Here is a 15,886-nt window from a genome sequence, read left to right on the forward strand (position 1 = left end):
ATTTCACCACCAAGATAGTTGCACTTGGGACAGATTTTTTTTTCTTCGGTATCCACACCGATATTATAATCCAGCGGCGTTAAAAAAACGTTAAAAAAGATGAGGTAAAAGTCAACATTTTTAGGCAGGCGGAAAATGTTGATTTTTGTCTTATATCTAAATATTCAAGGACCTTCAACTACTATTAACTCCTTATCTCACCACCACAACCCGCCCTGAAAATCTGCCATCAGGGGTATCAACGACAACAAAATATACTCCCGCAGAAAGAGCTTTGGTCTCAACTTTTGTCCCGTGCTGACCCGCATGCATATCCGATTCAAATAGACCCGCAACCAGCCTTCCTGAAATATCATACAATTCAATCCTTACCCGCCCTTGATTTTTAACTTGATAATTAACTCTAAATTTATCTCTTACCGGATTGGAGGTAATCGTTATTGGACTTGGCACTCTTGCAGATTGATTTTCTTTAATTCCAGTCTGTAGCCACTGGGCATCAAATTTGAGTTTGACAGGTGGATCGTAGTCAACCCAGCACACATAAGGTTCGCCATTACGCTGACCGACTGCGGGAAAATAGTATGGGTTACAGCTACTACTACCATTCTTGACATTAATTGATGCTGACCAAGGTGATGATACACTGTCATACCTTACCTTCTGGTAAAATATCTCCTCTTCCGCTCCACGGTATGCTACATGGTAATAGCCAAGACTATCATCAATTACAAGACAATGAGCGACATTCGCGGTTGAATTTGAATCGTAGATTATACCATAATTCCAGTTATCCCCACCGTTGGTGCTAAAAAAATAATATAAATCAGCATTATCTTCTAATGTATCTATTCGGACAAAAGTTATTAATGCTGAAGGAAATCCCCCATGGGTCATCTGTAAATGGGGAAAACCATCACGGCAATTTACTGACGGAATAAACTCAATTAATGGACGCCAACGCCCGGGCATACCATTCAAGGTATTCTTTCTGAAGATTATCTTTCCGTTCGTTTCATCGTTGCTCAAAAGTTGCCAGGCAACTCCAACCGACATTGAATCAGGTGGAGTTGAAATCCAACCATAGGCACAGCTCGGGTTTAAAAATCCATAATTTGTACTCGGATAACCGATGATCTGCCGGTCGGTCCAGGTCATACCATAATCTGAAGAACGGATAAAGGCGATTGAATCAAAACTCGTAAAGGCACAGAAAAGCCAGGGACCATTGGGATGAGCTGGACTACTGGTGCAGAGACTCGGGTCTCGCTCAGGTACTCCGGCTATTACTGAGATATCTCTGAATAGGCCAGAAGACAATGCCAGATTACGACGATAAGCACGGGTATTATATTCGTTTGCCCCCACATCCCAGAGGTCAAATGCCACATACAGAAATTCTGAGTCTTGCGCAGTAAAGATAGTCATTGAGGGATTCTGCAAATGCCCCTGACTTATGCTGAACCACAGATATTGACTCCAGTTTATACCATCAAGCGAGCGATATACCCTTATCCCGTAGCGTGTGGTGTCTTCAAAGAATCTTCCTGATACCGCAACGAATATTTCACCATTTGAGCGACGGGTTGCAACTGAAACACCCTGATAAGCCCTTGCACTATCAATCACAACATCCTGGTCTGTCCACAAAGGACCCGGATTGTCTGCAGACATTATCGCCAATAAGGCGATTGTTATTATTGAGATTTTTTGTAAATTATTCATCTTTATCTCCTTTGCTCGGTTTCACCGAGCCCACTGATTTACACAGAAATAGACACAGAAAGACGCGGATTGTGGTTGTGCGATAACCCCGTGCTGAACAATGTGAAGTATCGCACCAATACATTTTTCGTTTCACGGTTCACGGTAAACGTTTCACGATTCATCTCCGTCTCCATCTCTCCTTGTCTCTCTGTCTCCCTCTCTTTGCCTTAACATCACCTCCTTTCTTTTTTTGCTTCGCAAAATGCGCGGATGGACGCTGATTAGAATGCGGATTATCGCGGATGGCATCCGCAAACCGAAGACCACAGGCAAAGCAATATTCGGCAAATGCACTCTTTATCCTTGCCCCGCATTGTGGACATTTAGAGATTAACTCTATCCCGCAATAAGGGCAGATGTTATCCATTTCACCACCAAGATAGTTGCACTTGGGACAGATTTTTTTTTCTTCGGTATCCACACCGATATTATAATCCAGCGGCGTTAAAAAAACGTTAAAAAAGGGGAGAGGGATGTCTTTTTGGGGAAAACTTACGAGGCTGTGTCGCAACCTCTGTAGCGGTCGCATTTATGCGACAATAGAATTACAAAGCATTGAAATTTGATGATGTTTGATAAATCAAACCGCTACAATTGGACGAAATTTTGAATTGCGACACAGCCTCTTACCTATTACAAAAAGGAGGGATTCGTATTTTGGAGTTAAAAGGCTTACGCCTTAACTCCATTTTCAATTAATCTGTGCTGAGAATTTTTTTATAAAGTTTTATTGTTTCTGCGCCAGGTTCGGCATCCAATTCTTCTTTGAAATTTCTCTTTAAAATCTCAAACTGCCTTAAGGCGCCGTTTCGGTCACCCTGATTATACAAACTTTCCATAATAATCTGATGTGCCTTTTCATCAAGGTGATCAAATGCAAGTAGTCTCTGTGCCATGAAGATTGATTCCTGATAATCCATTTTTTCCAGAGACCTTAACGCAAGCCAGGAAAGCATAATTTTCATCTTCGTCTTCAATTCCATATTCTTTCTTAAAATTGGTTCACTATAAAACTCAGGCAAAAAATCGTCTTTATACAGATCTAATGACCGGCGTGCACGGTCTTCTGCAGTATGTAATTTACCCTCGCGTTTTAAGCCCTGCCATTCTTTGTAAAGGTTTTCAAATGTCAAAAAATCTACTTCTATTATATCCATATCTAAAAGAATAAATTGTCCGCTCTGGATAATAACATCTTCACCCAATATTTTTTTAAGATGTGTCAGCGCAACACGGAAATTTAACTGTGCTTTATCTTTTGTTGCCTCGGGCCAGAGGCTGGATGCCATTGCCTCTCTGGTGGCTCCACTTTTCGGAGCAACCAATAGCAGTCCGAGCAATTCCTGCGCTTTGCGCGAGGGCCATTCACTTTTTGATAATTCAGAGACATCCATCGGCCTCTTTATCTGTAGACCACCAAAAGTTGAAATGATAGTTTTATCTATTATTAAATTGCTTGTTTTTTCTGAAATAAAATTACAGCATTTAATAAACCGAGCCTTTTTCAATTTCGGGTATAGCCACTTCATCCGCTCGGTCCCCCCCATATTAAAGAGCATTTGCAATCCATTAAATAATAGTTCTTCACCTTCTTTTTGCCCCAGATGAAATCCAAAGTCTATTAGTAAATGGCTCAATTGTGGCAGTTTCTTCCCTGATTCCAATAAATTTTTTGACTCCTTAAAATACTTAAATGCCTCATCTTTCTTATTCTGGTAAAGGTAAATTAGCGCCTTTTCACCCAATGCCCGGGCATAACGGGATTTGAGATTTAAGCTTTTAAGGCGGGGAAGTAACTTATCAATTATATCTATTGCCTGCAAAAAGTTTCCCTTCTTTCCGCATAAAATTGCTTTGAGACAATCCAAGTCTACCTGACCACCAATATCCATATCGTTGGGCGAAATACCATTTATTGTCTCTTCAGCCAGAGGGATATTATCCGTATCCAGATAAATTTTTGTCTTTAGCAACTGGACAGATGCCTTCAATCGTACATTATAAAAATTCTTCGCCCGCTCAATAACTCTATCTAATATTTGAATTGCTTTATCATTATCACCCCTGTGGATGTGACACAATGACATGTAGAGAAGATTTATCGAGATGGTGGGGTCGCGTTGTAATATTTTTGCATAGTTAAGAGACTCTTCAAAATTTTTCAACGCCGAATCCAAATTACCCATTTCCATCTCCGCAAGCCCAAGATTCATAAGTGAATCACCAATGTAAGGGAGAATATTATAGTGTTGGGCGACCTTTAATGCCCTGAAAATAGACTTCCTTGCCAATTCATAATCACCCTTCATAATCGCCACCATACCGATGCTGTTGAGTGTTTTATAAAATGCATCTGGGGCTTTGTCTTGAGGGATAATCGAGCTTAATTTTTCAGCTTCTTTTATTGCCTCTTGCAATAATCCCTTTCTCCTTAACAGCAGCAGACGGTCGGCCAGAAGTTTATAATAAAATGGGTTGGACTTTTGGATTCGGGAGAGTGCTTTATTCAAATATATTTCTGCACTTTCAAATCTTTGTGTGGAGAGCATTCGGTTAAAGAGCATCTCACAGTATGCTACAAAATCATCTTTCAATTTAGACTTTTCCAATTCCGATACAAATGACTCTGCCTGTTCCAGGGGAACTACATCTCGGCCTAATGTCCAGCCGAGATAGTTGAGTTTTGCCTTAATTATTATTCTTTCTCTTTCTGCATTAGAAATTTGTTCAGCCATTTCTTCTGCTATCTTCAAGTAATGCCAGGCAGAATGGTAGTTATAGGTAGCAAAAAGTTTTGCAGAAGTATTGATAAGATATCTGACCAATTTTTTCGTTCCTTCGCCTTGAATTAAATACTTTGTGCGATGGTATAAGACCGTATTCTCATCCGCGCCAGAATTCGCTAAAACCCTCGCCAGTTTCCTATGCATTTGGCGCCTTTTTTCTGGTTCAATTCTTTGATACAGGATTTCCCGAATCAAAGGATGACAGAATTGCTTTTTATTATGAATTCCTTCAATAATTCTAAGATTGGTGAGTGTATTACAACTCTTAATAATCCTATTCCTGGATTCCGAAACCAATAATTTCTTAAGAATTTCAACATCAAAATTTTCACCAATCACTGCCGCGGCCTGGAGTAATTGCAGTTCAGATGATTTCAGTTGACTAAGCCGATAATTAATTACGCCTTCTACCGTGTCCGAAATAGTGAAGTCTTGATAATCACTTCTTATTGACCACTCATTTTTGTTGCTATCATACACAATGATGTTCTGACGGAGCAAGGCTTTTAATATTTCGGCGATAAAGAGCGGATTCCCTCTTGTGAGTGAATATAGCCATTGTAAAAAGTGTATTGGTATATCAATCATAAATTGCTCGCTTAATAGAGATTCAACTTCATTCTGAGATAGGTTATCAAGATTGATTATGACAATTTGGCGGTTGGAATTAAGTTCATCTATAAGTTCTTGTAGATTTGAACTAATTTCATCGGACCGGGCGGTAGCGATACATAAGATAGGTTTATTACTAATCCTCATAACAAGATAGCGTAATAAATCAAGGGCGTCGTCTCTAATCCACATAATGTCATCCAAGAATAAAATTAATACATTATATTTTGAAAGATTTTCAAAAAATTGTTCAAAAGAATAGATTATCTGGGCGCGGTCTATCCTTTCTTCAACTTGCTGTAGCACAATGGGATAATGTATTTTGAAAACCGGCATAATATAACTGAGGTATAAGGCAGATTCTGGTGGGAAAATCCTCGTAAGCCAGCGTTTCTCCATAGCACCTTCCAGATTTGTAATATATTCCTCAATTATGGTTGAAAATGGCGCAAAGGCTTTGATTTCATCTTTTATTCCTTTTCCGATCAATACCTGAATATTGGATTGATTTATATTCTGAACAAATTGTTGTATTAACCGCGTCTTTCCAATACCAATATCACCTTTGATAAGCAAAAAATTGCCCTGATAATCATATGCCTTTTTTAGCATTTCTCTCAGTAATGTGAGTTCATTATCTCTACCGATGAATGGAATGTCGAAAGTTTGAGTCTTTGTCAACGACTCATCCCACATATTATATATTATACAAATAATTATTTTGCTGTCAAGTTCGCTGTTAATTTGTTAATTTTAGTTTATACTGGAGTTAGACAATGTATTTGAAAATGTATCAAACTTGAAAAATGTTTTAATTGCAAAAATTTGGACAATTTTTTAGAATCATCTGCTCTCTATTGACAAAATTGAATAATTATGTATGATATCAGTATGTTTAAGGTGATTCAAAAGGACCCCAATACAAATTCAAGATTGGGTCTTTTGAAAACAAGACATTTTGAGGTCAATACACCAAACTTTATGCCTGTAGCAACTCAGGGTAGCGTAAAAATGATTTCTCCTGAAGAGTTAAAAAAAATCGGTGTTGAGATAATTGTTTGTAATACATACCATTTAATGCAGAGACCAGGAACAAAATTAATAAAAAAACTTGGAGGTATCCATAAATTTATGAACTGGGAAAGGGTGATTCTTACTGATTCGGGAGGATTCCAAGCATATTCGTTGAGCGAACTGAGAGAAGTCAATGATAATGGTTTAACCTTTCTTTCACATATTGATGGTAGTCGTATTCATTTGACCCCGGAAAAGGCGATTGAGGTTCAACGGGATTTGGGAACCGATATAGCAATGTGCCTTGATTTTTTCACACCCTATCCTTCAGAATTCATTGAAGCACGTATTGCTGTGGAGAGGACAGTTAATTGGGCGGAGCGAAGCTTGAATGTAAAAAAAAACCTCGTATATTTGCAATCATTCAGGGCGCTACTTTCAAAGAACTCAGGAAGGAATGCACCCATCGCCTTCTTGAATTGAAATTTCCTGGGTATGGAATTGGGGGATTGATGATTGGTGAACCATCACAATTGACTATGGAAATGGTAGGTGTAGTTAATGAAATTATACCAGAGAATAAAGTTAGATATTTAATGGGCTGTGGTTATCCAGAAGACATTCTTGAAGCAGTAAGTCTTGGGGTTGACCTTTTTGATTGTGTCCTTCCTACCCGTAATGGCAGAACTGGAATGGCATTCACATCAGAAGGTAAGATTATTATAAAAGGCAGTCGTTATGCAGAGGATGATTCACCACTTGATAAGAATTGTAATTGTTATACCTGTAGAAATTTTAGTCGTGCATATATCAGACACCTTTTTAATGCGGGCGAGGCGCTTGCGGGACGGCTCGTAAGTTATCATAATATAATGTTTTATATTCGCCTTATGAAAGACATTAGATTTCATATCAAAAAAGGGGATTTGGATAAATTTATACTCAAAACCAAAAAATCGTTTAATTTTCGTCAGGCGGGTCAAAATAATGAATTTGGCTCTTGACATTCCATTAATTATATATATAATATTCAAATTTAATTTATTAGGGGAAAAAGCCCCATTTGGAGTTTGTGTAGAATTTAGTAAAAGAGCAAAGGAGTGAATATGTTTGGAAAAAAGAAAAAAGTAGTTGGTCTTGATATAGGCTCAAGTCAAACTAAGGTTGTTGAACTTTTGCCTGGCAAGACCAAAAGGCTGATAAATTACGGCATCTCTAAGATATTGCCGGATGCAATTGTTGAAGGGGAGATTATTGACCGGGAAGCAGTCCTGGATTCAATTAGAACTCTTTTTGAATCCCGCAATATCACAACAAAGGATGTCGTAATCGGTCTTGCTGGAAGGGATGTGATTATAAAACGTATTGTTATGGATCGTTTGAGCGAGGCAGAAACGAGGGAACAAATAAAATGGGAGGCAGAACAATATGTACCATTTGATATCAACGAAGTCTCCTTGGACTTTGATGTGGTGAATCCTAATTACGGTGAGAATCAACAAGAAGTTGTCCTTGTTGCGGCAAAAAATGAATTGATAAATAATCTTACCGCCCTCTTGAAAGAATTAAATCTCAATCCGATAATCATTGATACCGCTGCCTTTGCTCTACAAAATGCTTTTGAATACAATTATCAGCCAAGTCCAGATGAAACGATTGCATTGGTAAATATTGGTGCAGGAATGACAATAATAAATGTGATTAAAGGTGGTTCATCTTTACTCGCACGAGATGTTTACTATGGCGTTAATTCCTATATAAATAAATTGCAGAAAGAAATCGGCTTTAATTATGAAGATGCAGCAAATGCAGTTAAAGGAACAATACCAGTTGGTGCATCCCAGGATTCAATCCAGGGTGTTTTTGAATCGTTTGTTAATGATCTGAGCACACAGATTGAAAGAAGTTTGCAGTTCCTTTCTACGGTAACGGGTGAAGAAAAGGTGAGTAAGATGTTTATTACTGGTGGGGGTGCACTGATTTCAAATATGGTTGATTATCTTAAACGACGATTGAATGTAAGTGTAGAAGTATTTAACCCTTTCAAAAATATTCTTTATGACCCTTCAATTTTTGCACCTGAAGGGGTTGAAATGATTGGTCCAGTTTTAACCCAGGCAGTGGGCCTTGCATTAAGGGGGGACTAATGATAAAAATAAATCTATCGCCCAGCCCTAAAAAGGCAAAGGCGCCAAAAGCAAAAGCCGCAAAACCAGGCGCACCGCCGATTAAATTGCCTTCTGTCAAATTAGGTGCACTTTATATTCTGGGGATTGCGGTCGTCGCCATCATTATTGCCCTTTTCCTGATTATTCAAAGTACCAAAATTGGTGGACTCAATCGTAATATAAATCAATTACAGACACGCCTTGATGAACTGAAAATTTATGTTGCAACGGTTGATAGTTTGAAGCAGAGGGAAAAAGAACTTATGACTCTAATCAGTCCGATTAAGGAACTCAATAAAAATCGTTTTCTTATTGCGCATATACTTGATGAAATCTCTGCACGCATTCCAGAATTCACCTGGCTTACAATGCTCAATGTAACAACACAAAATATTGATATCAGGGGTACAACGGCCTCAAATCTACTTGTTGCTGAATTTATGAATCGACTTGAAGAATCGCCATACATCGGCAACGTGGATTTGACTGTTCTTGAAAAAAAGACTGTTGAAAAGCAGGAAATGATGGAATTTACACTTACCGCAAATGTTAGAATTGATTCAACTGGAGGTACGAAATGAACTTAAAAGAACCAAAAACCCAACAGGCAATTGTATTTTTTATCCTTTTGATACTGGTGTTAATTCTCTTTTTTAGATTTCCTTATACCTCAAACCAAAATAAGATAAAAACTCTTGAGGGAAAAAGGGATTCACTCCAGATCAAAGTTCAAGAAGCTGAAGCAGCCAAGGCGCGCCTACCTGAACTCCAGGCAAGGATAGCGAGACTTGAAGCGGAATGGGAAATTGCTAAAGAAATGCTTCCTCAGGAAAAGGAAATTCCAAAATTGATCCAGCAGATCTCAAATTCCGGTACAAAGGCGGGTGTAAGTTTCTTACTCTTTAAACCAAGTGGCCCTGTTCCAAAAGACAATTATTCTGAAATTCCGGTTCAGATCAAAGTCGCTTGCGGTTATCATCAACTTGGGAAATTTTTATCCAATATCGGCAATCTATCAAGGATTGTAAACGTTCCATCGATAAGAATTAATCCCGGCAAAGACCGTAGCACTGAAGCCGATTTACAGGCAATAACTTATACTGTTATAAAAAGACAGGAGGTGCCAAGTGGTGCTCCACGCCGTCGGTAGTATTCTTACATTAATAGTAATTCTAAACCAGACACCAACAGCTGATTCTCTGTTTCCTGTAGAGAGATACGAGTATGAACCTGCAGGACGTAGAGATCCATTTGTTCCATTATTGGGTCTGGAATTGGGTGGTGGTAAGACTGGCCATTTAAGTCCGGAAAACCTACGTCTCATTGGTATTCTCTGGGGAGATCGTGGTTATTATGCTCTTGTTAAGGATGGCCAGGATAATGGTTATATTTTAAAACGCGGGGATCGCGTTGCTGGTGGCCATGTAAGTGAAATAAATCGCCAGGCAATAATTTTTGAAATTATGCATGCAGGAGTTGTAACAAAATATGAATTAAGACTCCAAGAGGGAAAAGAAAGGAGGTAAATTATGAGATTTTTGTTAACAATTCTCTCAATACTCTCTCTGCTTAATGGTGTAGTTATTAAAGATGTTATTGTGAAATCCGAGGGAGTAAATACGAAATTGATCATTGAATCGGACGGACCATTTATCGCTAATGCTTTCAGCCTCAAAGACCCATCAAGGATGGTTATTGACTGCTCCGGAGTATCCAGCAATCTCACAGGAAAGAATTATGTAATAAATTCTGGTGGTATAAAGGATATTTCAATTACAGGATTTGCCGGGCAGCCAGATTTAGTTCGGGTTGTAGCAAAGTTAAATCAAGATTACTCATTTTTGACTACAACTGAAGGCAACAATTTTGTAGTAACATTGCTAACCGGCTTAACTGCTCCGATACCTACCTGGCAGGCATTAAATGCCCAGGCAGCAGCTCCCGTTGCACCTGAGGCACCACCTCCAGCGGTTCCGAGTTCCAGGCCACCGGTCAGTATAACTGGCAGGCCTATCAGCATTGACCTTGAAAATGCGGATATTCTTACTGTATTAAGGGCACTTTCTGAATATGCGGGTGTAAATATTGTTGCAGGAAAGGATGTAAAGGGGACGGTTACAGTAAGACTCCATAATGTTCCCTGGAAACAGGCACTGGAAATTATCCTTCGTGCTGCTGGCTATGCATATCGTGAGGACCCGGGTGTGATTAGGGTTGATACTGCAGAAAATCTTGATAAACAGGATTTTGATTTGCCGCTAATTTCTAATATTTATAAACTTGAATTTGCCAACCCTTCAGAAATGTTGACTAAGATTCAGGCAATGCTCTCACCAAAAGGTAAGGCAAATGTTGATGAAAGAACGAATTCTGTGGTTGTCACAGAGGTAGAACCCATTCATGATAAAATTAAACAACTTGTAAAATTGCTCGATACACCAACGCCACAGGTGGAAATAATGGCGAAGGTTGTTGATGTAGATGCCTCGCAATCCCAGGGACTCGGTATCAACTGGACATTAAAAGGGCTTGAGAGTAGATTATTGAGGGTTGATGTCACAAGCAATCCCACGCCCGCGATTGCAGGTTACGGTGTATTTAATATTGGAACCGTTCCTTCACTTGCTCAGGTAAGTGCAACAATCAATATCCTCGAAGAAAAGGGAAAGGCAAATACTATCTCTGCACCACGGGTATCAGCAGTTGATAACAAAAAGGCCTCAATCCTTGGTGGACAAAGGTTTGGTATTCCAACAAGGGATATGGCCGGCAATACGGTGATACAATTCTATACCGTGGGTACAAAACTTGAAGTTACTCCCCACATAAATTCTCTGGAAGAAATTACTATGGAGATTCATGCTGAGGTGAGTGAACTTGACCGTGCATCAGCATTGGCAGGCAGACCAATTATTACTACCTCTGAGGCGGACACAAGGGTTCTTGTAAAGGATGGTAATACCGTTGTGATTGGTGGCTTTATTAGAAAGAAAGAGACAAAGAGTGTGCGGGGTATACCGATACTGAAAAACATTCCTATCATAGGGGCGCTATTCCGTGAAACAACAACGACTTATGAAGATAGGGAATTATTGATATTCATTACACCAACGATAATAAAGTAATATAGAGAAAATCACGAATTAATAATAAATGAACCCCGAGGCACAGGACGTGTTTCGGGGTTCATTTAAATACTGATGAGAATCCTTACAGGCTCATATAAAGGTAAGATACTCAAGGTTTCAAAAAATGGAATCAGACCGACAAAGGCGATTGTGCGTTCAGCAATATTTAATATCTTGGGAGAAAATATTAATGATGCTTTTGTTCTGGATATATTTGCTGGTACCGGCGCAATGGGGATTGAGGCATTATCAAGAGGTGCCCGCTTTTGTATATTTATAGAAAAAAATCCCGCCGCACTTTTAAAGAATATAAAGGCACTTGACCTTAATGATAAAATAAAAGTGATAAAATTTGATTTTCGCCCGGGATTAAAAAAACTACGCGGTATGGCATTTGATATAGTATTTATTGATCCACCTTACAGAACAGGATATTTAAATGAAACATTGGCACTCTTATGTTTTTATAATCTGCTCAAAGAGGAATCTATTATCGTTGTTGAATATTCTAATTTTTACTCTCGTTCAATTGATAATAGATACGAAATTATTAAAGAAAGAAAATATGGTGATACGATTGTATCTTTTTTAAAATTAAAAAGGAGTTAAAAATGAAAAAAGCAGTTTATGCTGGCACTTTTGACCCGATAACTTATGGACATATTGATGTAATAAATCGGGCAACAAAAATATTTGACAAAATAATCATTGGGGTTAGTGCCCGTCCTAAAAAGACTCTTTTTACTCTTGACGAAAGAATAAAAATGATAAAAGAGGTGTTCAAAAATAATAACAAAGTCATAGTAAAAGGATTTTCTTCATTACTCGTTGAATTTGTTGAATCAGTTTCAGCAAAAACAATCATTCGTGGTATTCGGGCAGTATCAGACTTTGACTATGAATTCCAACTTGCGTTAATGAACAGAAAATTGAAACCGCAGATTGAAACGCTCTTTCTTATGCCGTCAGAAAATTATATATTTGTTAGTTCATCTCTGGTTAAAGAAATTGCCTCATTGGGCGGTGATGTTTCAAGACTTGTACCACCGGTTGTAATAAAAAATTTGAAGAAAAAATTTAATATTAAACCCTGATGCTCCGTTCAATAAACATATGCCTTTTTATCTTCTGGGTTGTGGTTTTGGGAAATTCTTCTTCGCGGAGCTCAAATTTTGTAATACGTTTGTAAACCGGCAAATCTTCGTTAATCTTTCTTATTTCATCTCTGATTATTTTTTCTATATCAGAAAATTCTAAATGTATATGATGGGTCATACTATATTCTTCTAACAACTCATAATCAGGGTATACCAATGCGCAGACTTCTTCATTTTTAGTTTCGGGGTCTATTCTGGGAACGACAAGGACTTCTTTTATCCATTTACTTGTTAGCAATTTTTCTTCTAATTCTTCAGGTATAATATTCTTCCCGGTTGGAGTTACAATGAGACTCTTTTTCCTGCCGGTGATGTGTATATAACCTTCATTGTCAATATAACCAAGGTCACCCGTATAAAGCCATCCGTCTTTTAAGATTTCATTTGTTGCTTCTTCATTTTTGTAATAACCGAGCATTACATTTGGACCCTTTACAATGATCTCGCCAATTCCATTTTCGTCCGGCTCAAAAATTTTGACCTCAACTTCCGGTAATGGTTTTCCAACAGAATTATTTTTGGGCCTTGACATAGGATTAACCGATATTACTGGTGCGGCCTCAGTCAAACCATATCCCTGTAATATTGGAATACCAAACATTTCAAGCCCCTGAGCAACTTTAGCTGATAATGCTGCCCCGCCAGAGACTGCAAGGCGCAAATTTTCTAAACCCATTTCTTTTCTTATTTTACTGAAAAGAGGTTTGCGTAGAAATTTAAAAATAGAAGTTACACCACTGATGGTATTAAATATCAATTTTGTAGGAATTGATGCACTGGCAATTTTTCTCTGAACACCGGCAAGAAATTTTTCAAAAAGAAGGGGAACCGCGATCAAACAGGTTATCTTCGCCTCTTTAAATGTGGCGATTAAGTCATTCGGTTTAAGGCTGGGCGGATAAAATATAGATACCCCACGATAAAGGGGGTATAAAAATCCACAGGTTGCTTCAAATGTGTGATGCATAGGAATTATTGATACAAAACTGTCGGTATAATATACAGGAATTGCTTTCTCTATTGCCTGTAAATTTGAAATGATATTTTTATGACTTAACATTACTGCCTTAGCAAGACCTGTTGTTCCTGATGTAAAGATTAGGATTGCAAGGGATTCAGGATCTATCTCTACTTGTTTTTCACTTTTAGCAGAAGGTATTTCTTTGATTTTTTTCATGCTTATCAACCATTTTAAATCTTTTAATTCACCTTTGATTGATTCTATCTTGTAAATGTGTCCTTCCGAACATAATACTCCCCTTGCTCCACTTTCTCTTAAAATATGGATTAATTCTGCTTCACCAAGCATTGCATCAAGTGGAACACAGATCAAACCAGCACGCACTATTCCAAGATAGCTGATTGCCCATTCTGGACTGTTCTCGCCGAGAACACCAAATCTATCTCCGGGTTTCAACCCAAGGCTATATAAATATTGTTTTAGTGCCAGAACCCTATCCTTTAATTCTGAGTAGTTATAAACATTATTCCCTTTTTTTAAGGCAATCTTATCTGGATGATTTTTAACCGATTCCTCAAAGACCTCACCGATTGTCTTCAATATTTCCTCCTAAGGTTATAATGTTATCCTTTGCCTTCTTTAATAATATTGGAACTAGCTCATCTACATTATATTTTTCTCGCAATAAAAAAAATTCAAGAAGCATTGGTAAATTTATACCACAGAGAATCTTTAAATTTTTATTTTCCTTTAGGACATTTAAACATGAGATTGCACAACTTCCGCCAGGGAGGTCAACAAAAATTATTTTTTCCTGATTATCGGAATTTATTGATTTCTTCAGGATTTCTGTTAGTGATTCGCAGGATAAACTTTCATTTGAAATTACCTCAACCATATCCTGTTTGCCCAATATCTTTTCAACCGTGTTTAGTAATGCCTGGCTAAAATTACCATGTCCAATAATAATACCTTTAATCATTCTATATCCTCATCAAAATGAACACTGGGGACTTCCTTTTTAAAAATAACCCTACGCAATTCATCATTGTATTCCTTAGCAACATTTATTCCTCTTAATTCTAAGAGATAGTTCATAGCAACAACTTCGGTGATAACTGAGACATTTTTACCAGGTGTCAATGGTAGTCTAATATAAGGAATTTTGACTCCGAGAATTTTTTTCATTTTTTTGGTCAATCCAAGCCTTTCATATTCGCCTTTTGTTTCTTCCCAGTAAACAAGTTCAATTACTATTTCAATACGCTTACGCAGGCGAACCGCTTTGACACCAAATACTCTAAATATATCAACGATACCGACACCACGAATTTCAAGGTGATGTTTAAGTTTATCGCTTTTCTCCGCGCCCATCCCTATAAGCATTTCTCCTCTACGCACAATCTTTACCAGATCATCTGCCACAAGGCGGTGTCCTCTTTCTACTAAATCAAGCGCACACTCACTTTTTCCAATACCGGGTTTGCCCAAAAATAAAACACCCACTCCGTAAATATCAATTAATGTCCCATGCAAATATAATGTTGGTGCCAGTTTATAATCAAGATATGTTGAAAGAGAATGGATAAAAGGTGTTGTTGATAAAGGCGTCCTTAAAATTGGGATTTTCCGTTTGTTTGCTTCATCAATAAATTTTTCATCGATCTTTAGCTTTTTGGTTACAATAACACAGGGAGTGCCAAGTTTCATTATGGTGGCAATTCGTTTTGCCTTTGTATCTTTATCAAGTGTTTTTAAATAAGATGTCTCTGTTTTTCCAATTATCATTATCCTTTCACTTAAAAAATATCCGGTGTAACCAGCGAGAGCAAGTCCGGGTCTAAATATATCACAACTCGTTATTACTCTTTTATGAAGATGGTCGGCGCCGGTGATTATTTCAAAAGAAAAATCTTTTTTCTTCTCTTCATACAAAGTTTTTGCGGTAATCTTATTCATACCCTTTTTGTTTTTGCAGAAATTCTTTTTCTTTCTTTAAATTTATCTTCGTATTTCTGCAATTGTCTCTCTGCTTTTTTTGCCACATCAATTATGCCCTGATATATATCTTGAGTATTCACCTTGCAGTTAATCGTGGAATGTTTTACGCGGAGTATAAGTTCCACCATACTTATTGATTTATCTTTTTCAAGAATAAGATTGCCATCAATTATTATATGTTCAAATCTCTTTAATTTTGCAAATTTTTTCCCCGCAAACTCAGTCATTGCATCGGTCAATGTGAAATTCCTTGCCGATATTGTTATATTCATTTGTTCCTCCTTAGGTATTA

General features: G+C 37.8%; 15 protein-coding genes and 1 pseudogene. 8 read left to right on the plus strand and 8 right to left on the minus strand.

The genetic code is table 11. The features are described from left to right. Window positions 1-192: 192 nt before the first annotated feature. The 4 genes from ABIL69_07455 to ABIL69_07470 all read right to left on the minus strand — a co-directional run bounded on the left by ABIL69_07455 (window position 193) and on the right by ABIL69_07470 (window position 5,861). A complete protein-coding gene (locus ABIL69_07455) occupies window positions 193-1,725 on the minus strand; it encodes a T9SS type A sorting domain-containing protein (protein ID MEO0123823.1) in 1,533 nt (510 codons plus the stop codon). Continuing rightward, a complete protein-coding gene (locus tag ABIL69_07460; GenBank protein MEO0123824.1) occupies window positions 1,718-1,849 on the minus strand; it encodes a hypothetical protein in 132 nt (43 codons plus the stop codon). Before ABIL69_07460 ends, ABIL69_07455 begins: the two co-directional genes overlap by 8 nt. Window positions 1,850-1,885: 36 nt before the next feature. Beyond that, window positions 1,886-2,188: a zinc ribbon domain-containing protein gene (locus ABIL69_07465; protein MEO0123825.1), complete on the minus strand. Its 303-nt coding sequence runs from the start codon at window positions 2,186-2,188 to the stop codon at window positions 1,886-1,888. 274 nt (window positions 2,189-2,462) lie between these two features. Continuing rightward, window positions 2,463-5,861 (minus strand): AAA family ATPase, encoded by a 3,399-nt coding sequence (locus tag ABIL69_07470; GenBank protein MEO0123826.1) that lies wholly within the window; start codon window positions 5,859-5,861, stop codon window positions 2,463-2,465. A gap of 195 nt (window positions 5,862-6,056) precedes the next feature. On the opposite strand from ABIL69_07470, the pseudogene tgt reads away from it, so the two are divergent. The 8 genes and pseudogenes from tgt (at window position 6,057) to coaD (ending at window position 12,569) form a co-directional block, all read left to right on the plus strand. After that, window positions 6,057-7,183: pseudogene (gene tgt, locus ABIL69_07475) on the plus strand (tRNA guanosine(34) transglycosylase Tgt). 102 nt (window positions 7,184-7,285) lie between these two features. Further along, complete coding sequence (gene pilM / locus ABIL69_07480) at window positions 7,286-8,326, plus strand: type IV pilus assembly protein PilM (protein ID MEO0123827.1); 1,041 nt, start codon at window positions 7,286-7,288, stop codon at window positions 8,324-8,326. After that, on the plus strand, window positions 8,326-8,928 hold the full coding sequence (locus ABIL69_07485) for a PilN domain-containing protein (protein ID MEO0123828.1): 603 nt from the start codon (window positions 8,326-8,328) through the stop codon (window positions 8,926-8,928). Before pilM ends, ABIL69_07485 begins: the two co-directional genes overlap by 1 nt. Next, window positions 8,925-9,497: a type 4a pilus biogenesis protein PilO gene (pilO, locus tag ABIL69_07490; GenBank protein ID MEO0123829.1), complete on the plus strand. Its 573-nt coding sequence runs from the start codon at window positions 8,925-8,927 to the stop codon at window positions 9,495-9,497. Before ABIL69_07485 ends, pilO begins: the two co-directional genes overlap by 4 nt. Beyond that, window positions 9,478-9,873, plus strand: a complete 396-nt coding sequence (locus ABIL69_07495; GenBank protein MEO0123830.1) for a hypothetical protein — start codon at window positions 9,478-9,480, stop codon at window positions 9,871-9,873. Before pilO ends, ABIL69_07495 begins: the two co-directional genes overlap by 20 nt. Window positions 9,874-9,876: 3 nt before the next feature. Continuing rightward, a complete protein-coding gene (locus tag ABIL69_07500) occupies window positions 9,877-11,472 on the plus strand; it encodes a secretin N-terminal domain-containing protein (protein ID MEO0123831.1) in 1,596 nt (531 codons plus the stop codon). Between the two features lie 75 nt (window positions 11,473-11,547). Beyond that, complete coding sequence (rsmD, locus tag ABIL69_07505) at window positions 11,548-12,084, plus strand: 16S rRNA (guanine(966)-N(2))-methyltransferase RsmD (GenBank protein ID MEO0123832.1); 537 nt, start codon at window positions 11,548-11,550, stop codon at window positions 12,082-12,084. A gap of 2 nt (window positions 12,085-12,086) precedes the next feature. After that, entirely contained in the window at window positions 12,087-12,569 is a 483-nt protein-coding gene (gene coaD, locus ABIL69_07510; GenBank protein ID MEO0123833.1) for a pantetheine-phosphate adenylyltransferase, read from the plus strand. Here coaD and ABIL69_07515 read toward each other — a convergent pair. The 4 genes from ABIL69_07515 to raiA are packed head-to-tail and all read right to left on the minus strand — an operon-like array spanning window position 12,559 to window position 15,866. Then, entirely contained in the window at window positions 12,559-14,193 is a 1,635-nt protein-coding gene (locus ABIL69_07515; GenBank protein MEO0123834.1) for an AMP-binding protein, read from the minus strand. The genes coaD and ABIL69_07515 overlap by 11 nt on opposite strands. Further along, on the minus strand, window positions 14,177-14,575 hold the full coding sequence (locus ABIL69_07520; GenBank protein ID MEO0123835.1) for a PTS mannose transporter subunit IIAB: 399 nt from the start codon (window positions 14,573-14,575) through the stop codon (window positions 14,177-14,179). The genes ABIL69_07515 and ABIL69_07520 overlap by 17 nt, the downstream gene beginning before the upstream one ends. After that, window positions 14,572-15,552 carry an HPr(Ser) kinase/phosphatase gene (hprK, locus tag ABIL69_07525; protein ID MEO0123836.1) on the minus strand — a complete coding sequence of 327 codons (981 nt, stop codon included), beginning with the start codon at window positions 15,550-15,552 and terminating at the stop codon, window positions 14,572-14,574. The genes ABIL69_07520 and hprK overlap by 4 nt, the downstream gene beginning before the upstream one ends. Then, window positions 15,549-15,866, minus strand: a complete 318-nt coding sequence (gene raiA / locus ABIL69_07530) for a ribosome-associated translation inhibitor RaiA (protein ID MEO0123837.1) — start codon at window positions 15,864-15,866, stop codon at window positions 15,549-15,551. Before raiA ends, hprK begins: the two co-directional genes overlap by 4 nt. Between the last annotated feature and the right edge of the window lie 20 nt (window positions 15,867-15,886).

It is taken from the genome of candidate division WOR-3 bacterium (assembly GCA_039802005.1).
Taxonomy (GTDB): Bacteria; Hydrothermota; Tepidihabitantia; order SM23-42; family JAOAFX01; genus JAOAFX01.

Excerpts from the sequence above, each read along its gene's own strand:
- ABIL69_07455 (MEO0123823.1), bottom strand. The coding sequence starts at position 1,725 with ATGAATAATTTACAAAAAATCTCAATAATAACAATCGCCTTATTGGCG.
- ABIL69_07460 (MEO0123824.1), bottom strand. The coding sequence starts at position 1,849 with ATGTATTGGTGCGATACTTCACATTGTTCAGCACGGGGTTATCGCACA.
- ABIL69_07470 (MEO0123826.1), bottom strand. The coding sequence starts at position 5,861 with ATGTGGGATGAGTCGTTGACAAAGACTCAAACTTTCGACATTCCATTC.
- pilM (MEO0123827.1), top strand. The coding sequence starts at position 7,286 with ATGTTTGGAAAAAAGAAAAAAGTAGTTGGTCTTGATATAGGCTCAAGT.
- ABIL69_07485 (MEO0123828.1), top strand. The coding sequence starts at position 8,326 with ATGATAAAAATAAATCTATCGCCCAGCCCTAAAAAGGCAAAGGCGCCA.
- pilO (MEO0123829.1), top strand. The coding sequence starts at position 8,925 with ATGAACTTAAAAGAACCAAAAACCCAACAGGCAATTGTATTTTTTATC.
- ABIL69_07500 (MEO0123831.1), top strand. The coding sequence starts at position 9,877 with ATGAGATTTTTGTTAACAATTCTCTCAATACTCTCTCTGCTTAATGGT.
- rsmD (MEO0123832.1), top strand. The coding sequence starts at position 11,548 with ATGAGAATCCTTACAGGCTCATATAAAGGTAAGATACTCAAGGTTTCA.
- coaD (MEO0123833.1), top strand. The coding sequence starts at position 12,087 with ATGAAAAAAGCAGTTTATGCTGGCACTTTTGACCCGATAACTTATGGA.
- ABIL69_07520 (MEO0123835.1), bottom strand. The coding sequence starts at position 14,575 with ATGATTAAAGGTATTATTATTGGACATGGTAATTTTAGCCAGGCATTA.
- hprK (MEO0123836.1), bottom strand. The coding sequence starts at position 15,552 with ATGAATAAGATTACCGCAAAAACTTTGTATGAAGAGAAGAAAAAAGAT.
- raiA (MEO0123837.1), bottom strand. The coding sequence starts at position 15,866 with ATGAATATAACAATATCGGCAAGGAATTTCACATTGACCGATGCAATG.